The following is a 6,999-nucleotide window of genomic DNA, read 5'->3' on the forward strand; positions in this document are numbered from 1 at the left end:
GGAAAATTACCGCTGATCGGCACAATACGCCCCAGCTGTGCAAAGGTATCGTCTACCGTTCCGATCCCGCCCGCCACGCCATCGTCTGTGCCGAGAACGATTCCATTCTGGATCACTGTACTGACCTGTGCGGATGCGGGCAAGGTGTTTTGTGCCTGTGCAGCGTCCGCAGCAGTATCCGACAAACGCAGGTACTGCCACGCGCCGTATAGTTCACAGCGGGTATCCTGCAATACCTGTGCAGAGCTGACCGAGTAGATCACCGCCGCCGTCAGGAACGAGAAAACCAGTGTCAGCAAAAGCAGCAATAGGCCGGTCTGCTTCTTGCGGCCAAGCATCCCATGAAACGCCAGAATGATAGATGGACTTTCTTTGATTTTCATAAGCTGTCCTTCCCTATATCTTACACGCACCTAGAAAAGGAATTTTTCTATTATAATAACGCTTTTAGAGGAAGTTTGTTACACTTGTTTTAAAACATCGTATGACTGCACATAAATTCATAGAAAATTTGTTGCACAATCACAGTTTTGTTTATCTGCATCGCTATTGAGGACGAATACGGCAACACTCCGGCACAGCGGGCAGAACTGGACTGGTTGCTATACAACAATCCCTTGGAGTATGCCCAGCTTGTGCTGGGTGGTGAGATTGAGCATTATCTCTCACTCGGCTGTGACCATGGCAGGTTAGAAGATTGACCTTTTAATTAAAATATTCCAAATAAACCAACAGCCCTCTACTTGCAGTCCTCGCAAATAGAGGGCTGCTGGTTTGTTGATGCTTCACTCCGAACCGTACCATCGACTGTCTTTTGATTTAGATGCTCAAATCATTAGAACACATAAGGCCAATTCTATATGTTTCCGAGTTACTATCAATAAAGCTTTGTGACACTGAAAGGACACGTTTTTTCAATTTTACACCATTGAATTTTAGATTTATGTAATATCCTTCCTTTTTTAAAACACTTCTGCAAACCATTTTATATATCGTATTAGATTTGCACAAAAAACTTATTAAAAAGCTGTTTTTGTCTTCAAGCATTTTATTGTCAATAAAAATATCAGCCTGTATTAACGTCCCTTCAAATTCGATTTCTTCTCGATAAGTATGAAATTGGGGAATATCAGTATTTTCCATATAGTGCCCCTTTATAACGATAATAAATAAAACAGCTATACAACACAATGATATAAATTATTTAGTTCTCCACTTCCACCACTTTACCAGCATTACAATAACTGTAACCACGAAAATAGATATAAACAGTACCAGTGATATTTCATTCAGAACAGCATTCTGCTTAAAGAAGAAAAGTGTTACCAATCGTACTGCAAGAGCAACCAACAACAAAATTCCTATAAATTTACTCATAATTTTTTCCTTTCGATGTTTTTTCGCAACCTTGATTTTCCGGATTGAGAACTGTACTTCGGGTCGGATTCTTTGGGTCCACTAGAATTTTTATTGGCGTTCCTTTCGGAATATATGGATTGAACCAAAACCACTGCGACTTGCCATTATAGGTCTCACCTTTAACTTTATACTGATAATGCACCACATATGGATAGATTACATCTTCATCGGCAAGGTGGTAGGTACTCAAATGAAATTTTATATGCACTCGTTTTGTTGCGGTAACCTTTCCGGTGATTCTTGTTCCATTTTTCAAGAGTTCTGCCTTTTTATAGTCAGAAATAGTCGCCAATCCGATAATTATACCTGCTACAATCCATGCTAATATCGCAGCCACCAAAATTCCAGACTTACACGCTCCAACCGATATAATTGCCGCCGCAAACATTCCGACATACGCCAGTGTATGAATAAGATCTTTTGAAAAAAACATTTCATCTCGTGTGATTTTCATAAAGTGGCCTCTTCTTCAAATCACGCAGTTGATAATTAGTGACTCCGTAAAATCAATGTTTCCTAGATACTTAGCGAGTTTATTTCGTCCGTCAGTCGAATAACGTTCAAAGGTCTACTCACTTTTCCAAAGATACTTTGCAAATGCGAGAGTTCCTAAAATGTAAAAAGCGGCTGAATAATCATCAAAAACAGTCCCATCATATAAAATCCTCCTAATACGGTAATCAATTTTCTGTTTTATGGTTTACTGGTGTTTCTTTTTATAGTAAAGGTAAGAGAAAAAAGATGGTACTCCAAGATATAACAGTACTGACCAAATCATAAGTGTTTTTGATTTATTGGGAAACATCTTGAGAATAACAATGCTAAAAAGGATAGCAGGAAAAGACAGTTCATGTAAAAGTTTATGAGCATATCGCCATGTTTGGTAATCTACTAAAGTCCACGGCAAACGTAATCCAACATATTTATTAAAAGGAAGAGCATTAGCACAGCTACCAAAAAGAGCCATGAAAGAGAATACTAGAATTTCAGAAAAGAAATATTCTTGCGTATCCGACAGCGTAATAATTTGAAAATCTTTCAGTATCATGTATCCAACGATGATGAGTAAAAGTACAACGACACTAATGCACATTATAGAAATCGAATAATTATTCTCACAGTCGCTTTTTTCTAAAGCCATTTCATTTTTTAGCATCAGCAAGAAAATGACGCTCGTGATTGCAAGAATTAGGCCGAATAGTATGCCGACTGTACTATTTGGAAATAGTACTTCTCCTATAATTCCAACCAAACATATAATTCTTATAAAAACCAACTTATCGTGTTTCATCTTTGCTCACCTCAAGCCTGAAATCATTCAGTCAATCTAAAAAAATGAACCATAATCATTATAACCACTCACAGAAGCACAAAACATTCAAGAATCACTATGCTTAACAAATTTTTCTTCATTATCAATACCGTTTTTCAAGTCAGTCTATTTGCGATTTTTGATGCTTTTAATTATAACAAAAGCTATCATAAGAACACAAACAATTCCACTTGATAAACAAAGCGCCTTATCTTCTGCCCTTAGAACACCCACAGCACTTCTCATGTTCCAATAATACAAATCATAAGACAAGCTCATGATTGCAAATGTAAGGAGGCCATAGTATGCTTTCTTCATTGGCAATCAGTGTCCTTTCAATTTTTGCGTAAAAACTTAATGGCATAGCGAATCAGATACTTTACAAGAACTGCCAGTACGATTCCTACGATTACCGCTATCGAAATAACCAGTAAAAGTTTCAATGGTGAAAACTTCATGCTTATCCCTCCCGGTTTTGATATTGTAGAAACACTGATACTAATTTCAATATCAATGTACCATAGATTTTTCCGAAAGCAAGACCTTTGGCAAAACTGGTCGTTATGGTGGCAAAAGTGGTATGTCAAACCACTTGTCAGGCGCAAATGCACAGTTTATAATAGTGTCAGAAACATTACTTTGTGGAGGACGACAAAATGACGAGGTATCGAATTGCAGTCTGCGATGATGAACCGTCAGAACTTGAAGATATTGTTCAAAGCGTCAAGCGATACGATGCCCATGGCGACTTTGACATTGAAAATTACACAGACGGTGCAGTGCTTTTAAGTGATTTGCAGCTAAAAAAGAAATCCTTCGATCTTCTGCTGCTTGACATCGAAATGCCTTCAAACGGATTCCAGATGGCGCAAACCTTAACACAGATGGAAAAGCATCCGTTGGTGATCTTTGTTACAAAGCGGCATGAATACGCTGTGCAGGGGTATGGCATTGCATTTCGGTATTTAGTGAAACCACTTGATGAATCGCTTTTTGCTGCTGCAATGGATGCAGTCGTTCAAGAATTGGATTCCAAACACTTTACCGTTGAATATGAAGGAGCCACACTCTCATTGGAAACATCGGACATTTATTATCTGGAAAGCCATGGGCATAAAGTCTTGATTCATTGTAAAGGTCAAGACCTCACTCTGCGAATGACGATTCCAGAAGCCTTAGAACAGTTGCCGAAAAGGTGTTTTGCTTCACCCCATAAAAGCTATCTTGTCAACATGGAGCATATTATCTATGCCACAGGAACGATGGTTGTTCTGTCGAGTGGAAATCAATTGCCGATCAGCCGGAGGAAGCGTCAGGAGTTCAATCAGAACTTTAACGCTTATTTGGGAAGATGATATATTATTTTGTTGAATTTGCTGGGAGTTTTGCCAACATCGCATTGCTCGTACTTTTCGTTGACCGTTTATTCCAGAAAAAAGATTTATCTTCACGATGGTTCTATCTTTATATTGCGCTTCTAATCGTTGGGCAATGTCTCTTAAGTCTGTTTCCAACTTGGGTGATGCCACGAACGATTTACTTTCTGCTGGGAGGCTTTCTTCTGGCCATTTTGTTTTATGAAGCACAAATATGGCAAGCCATCTTTGCAAGTGCTGCGTTTTTCACGCTTGTAGCAGTAGTTGAAGTTCTTACGATGCTTCTTATTGGGCTACAAGTTTCTGATACTGATGCCTTAATGCAAGCAGGATCGGCCAGATTGATTTATGTGGTGTTCTCAAATCTGATTCAGATTCCATTGCTAATCTTAGTTTCACATTTTTTCAGCCGGAAAGAAAATGTGCTGCGCGTTCTTTGGCTGCTGCCGATCATCGCTATTCAGATTGCCAGCATTGCAGTTTGCTATGTGGTACAGTACCATGCAGCGGATGAAAATTTTCCAGACTACCTGATTGGCTTTATGGCAGTACTTCTCTTAATAAACATCCTGATTGTTTTCTATGTGGAAGCTCTCCGAAAAAATGAGCAGGAAAAATTCAGAGCGGAATTTAACGAGCAGCAATATCGCTTGCAGATGGAGTATTATCAGCAGCTAAAGGAACGGCAGGAAGAAACAAGAGCCCTTTGGCACGACATCAAAAAATATATTCTGGCAATGCAGGCAGTTGCGGAACGCGGGAATTCCGAAGAACTTCACAAAATTGTACGAGATGCAACGGATGCCTTTGAACGTTCCAAAAATATTTCTACGATTGGAAATCCAGTTGTGGACGCACTGCTGAATCAGTATTTACATACAGCAGAAGAAAACGGCATCAAAGTTACTCTGGACGTAACGATTCCAGAAGTTCTATCTATATCTCCGTTATCTTTAAGCATCCTGATTGGAAACACATTCGACAATGCAATTGAAGCTTGTTGTGGCTTGCCGCCAGAACAACGAAAGATCCATTTGCAGCTGCGCAAACAGTATCGAAGCCTTTTCTACCGCCTTGACAATCCATACAGTGATATCTCGCGCAGCCTTCGGGTTGGCAGCCACCATGGATATGGACTGAAAAATGTAAAACGTGCGGTACGGGAAAGCGATGGCGATTTTTATGCCGAGAAAAAGAATGGAACTTTTACCGTGAAAGTTCGATTGAACTGCGAAAATTAAATATGTTTCCACAGCCAAATGATCAGCCTCCATACTGATTGTTTGGCTTTTTATTTTCTGAAAAAGGAGTGTGATGCCATGACCCAACCGAAAACAGACCTTGCCTACCTCCGCAACGAAAAAGCCAAAGCAGAGCAGAAGCTGCGCTCATGCCAGCACCGGGAGAAGATCCTTGAACGCCAGATGTCAGAGCTGAACCGGAGAGAGCGTGTGCATCGTCTTTGCACTCGTGCCGGAATGCTGGAAAGTTATCTGGTCTGTCCGGGAGAACTGACCGACGATCAGGTGATGGAACTGCTGAAAATCTCGTTCCGTCAACCGGAAGTCGTGCTGGCGCTTGCAAAGATGGTGCATGACGTTCACGAACGCAGCAACGTCCAAAACCCTTTAGAATAAAGGGCGCAATTATACACCGTTCCGGTGAAATTGCGGTCTTGCAGACGGCTCGATGAAATCGAAGCTGGCGTTTGTGCGCCAGCCCGATTCCATCCCAAGGAAAACTGCATTTTCCTTGCGCTGCTTTGCAGCTATCCTTTTGCGGCTCCCGCCTAAGACCGAAGCGCACAGCACTCCGTTCCAAGGCGGCGAGCAAAACCGAATACGATTCCAGACCGTTCATCAAGAGCAATCTTGCTGGGCGGTCTTTTTGTTTGGGGGTGATGCCTATTCCGTGTCCGCATTTCAAAATTACCATCGTTAAGCGCAGCCAAGGGCAGTCCGCTGTTGCCGGGGCCGCTTACCAGAGCGGCGAACGGCTGTTCAGCGAGTACGACCAGAAAACGAAATTCTACAACAAGAAGAAAGAACTTGTCCACGCTGAAATCATGCTGCCATCCCATGCACCGCCTGGATATGCAGACCGGGCAACGCTCTGGAACGCCGTGGAAGCCATAGAGAACCAGTGGAACTCCCAGCTTGCCCGGCGCATCGTGCTGGCGTTCCCGGTGGAGGTGCCGAAAGAACAGTATTTGAAAATGATTCGGGAATTTTGTCAGGAGCAGTTTGTTTCCAAAGGGATGATTGCTGACTTTGCCATCCACGACAAGGAAGATGGCAACCCACACGCCCACATTCTGCTGACCCTCCGGGCAATGGATGAACACGGCAAATGGCTTCCGAAAGCCCGAAAAGTGTACGACCTTGACGAGAACGGTGAGCGCATCCAGCTTCCTTCCGGGAACTGGAAGTGCCACAAGGAAAATACTGTGGACTGGAACGACCAGAAGTATGCTGAAATCTGGCGGCACAGCTGGGAGACCATCACCAACCGCTATCTGGAAGCTGCGGGCAGACCGGAACGTGTTGACCTGCGTTCCTTTGAGCGGCAGGGCATCCAGCAGATACCGACCGTGCATCTCGGCCCCGCTGCACACCAGATGGAAAAGCGTGGAGTGGAAACCTTTCTCGGAAATCTTAACCGTGATATTCGTGCAACCAACAGCCTGATGCAGTCCATCCGCAGCGCCATCCGTGGGCTGCAACGCTGGATCGCAGACCTGAACGAAAAAAAGCAGCTTCTTCTGGACGCTCTGGAAAAGGCGAAGGAACCCACGCTGTCCGACCTACTGGTGGATTACTTCAATCTCCGCAACGAGCAGCGCAGCGATTGGTCTGGCAAGGCAAAACTGAAATGCACTGTCCGGGACTTTGA

General features: G+C 42.8%; 7 protein-coding genes and 2 pseudogenes. 5 read left to right on the top strand and 4 right to left on the bottom strand.

Annotated features, from left to right (window positions below):
* Window positions 1-383 (bottom strand): annotated as a pseudogene (locus C4N24_RS14420) (hypothetical protein); the annotation flags it as partial.
* 141 nt (window positions 384-524) lie between these two features.
* On the opposite strand from C4N24_RS14420, the pseudogene C4N24_RS15710 reads away from it, so the two are divergent.
* Window positions 525-701 (top strand): annotated as a pseudogene (locus tag C4N24_RS15710) (DUF6061 family protein); the annotation flags it as partial.
* Window positions 702-819: 118 nt separating this feature from the next.
* Here the strand turns inward: C4N24_RS15710 and C4N24_RS14425 are convergent.
* The 3 genes from C4N24_RS14425 to C4N24_RS14435 all read right to left on the bottom strand — a co-directional run bounded on the left by C4N24_RS14425 (window position 820) and on the right by C4N24_RS14435 (window position 2,710).
* Entirely contained in the window at window positions 820-1,143 is a 324-nt protein-coding gene (locus tag C4N24_RS14425) for a hypothetical protein (protein ID WP_112091977.1), read from the bottom strand.
* A 226-nt stretch (window positions 1,144-1,369) separates the two neighbouring features.
* Window positions 1,370-1,873 carry a DUF3592 domain-containing protein gene (locus C4N24_RS14430; RefSeq protein WP_112091978.1) on the bottom strand — a complete coding sequence of 168 codons (504 nt, stop codon included), beginning with the start codon at window positions 1,871-1,873 and terminating at the stop codon, window positions 1,370-1,372.
* Between the two features lie 246 nt (window positions 1,874-2,119).
* Window positions 2,120-2,710 (bottom strand): SdpI family protein, encoded by a 591-nt coding sequence (locus C4N24_RS14435; protein WP_112091979.1) that lies wholly within the window; start codon window positions 2,708-2,710, stop codon window positions 2,120-2,122.
* Between the two features lie 677 nt (window positions 2,711-3,387).
* On the opposite strand from C4N24_RS14435, the gene C4N24_RS14440 reads away from it, so the two are divergent.
* The 4 genes from C4N24_RS14440 to mobQ form a co-directional block, all read left to right on the top strand.
* Window positions 3,388-4,086, top strand: coding sequence for a LytR/AlgR family response regulator transcription factor (locus C4N24_RS14440; RefSeq protein WP_112091980.1), 699 nt, complete (start codon window positions 3,388-3,390; stop codon window positions 4,084-4,086).
* The gene (locus C4N24_RS14445) at window positions 4,083-5,348 is read left to right on the top strand and encodes a sensor histidine kinase (RefSeq protein ID WP_112091981.1); all 1,266 of its coding nucleotides are present in this window, start codon (window positions 4,083-4,085) and stop codon (window positions 5,346-5,348) included. The genes C4N24_RS14440 and C4N24_RS14445 overlap by 4 nt, the downstream gene beginning before the upstream one ends.
* A 78-nt stretch (window positions 5,349-5,426) precedes the next feature.
* Complete coding sequence (locus C4N24_RS14450) at window positions 5,427-5,744, top strand: DUF3847 domain-containing protein (protein WP_097784881.1); 318 nt, start codon at window positions 5,427-5,429, stop codon at window positions 5,742-5,744.
* 269 nt (window positions 5,745-6,013) lie between these two features.
* On the top strand, window positions 6,014-6,999 hold a 986-nt coding region (gene mobQ, locus C4N24_RS14455), incomplete at its 3' end, for a MobQ family relaxase (protein ID WP_146746818.1).

This window comes from Faecalibacterium prausnitzii, assembly GCF_003287405.1.
Lineage (GTDB): Bacteria > Bacillota > Clostridia > Oscillospirales > Ruminococcaceae > Faecalibacterium > Faecalibacterium intestinale.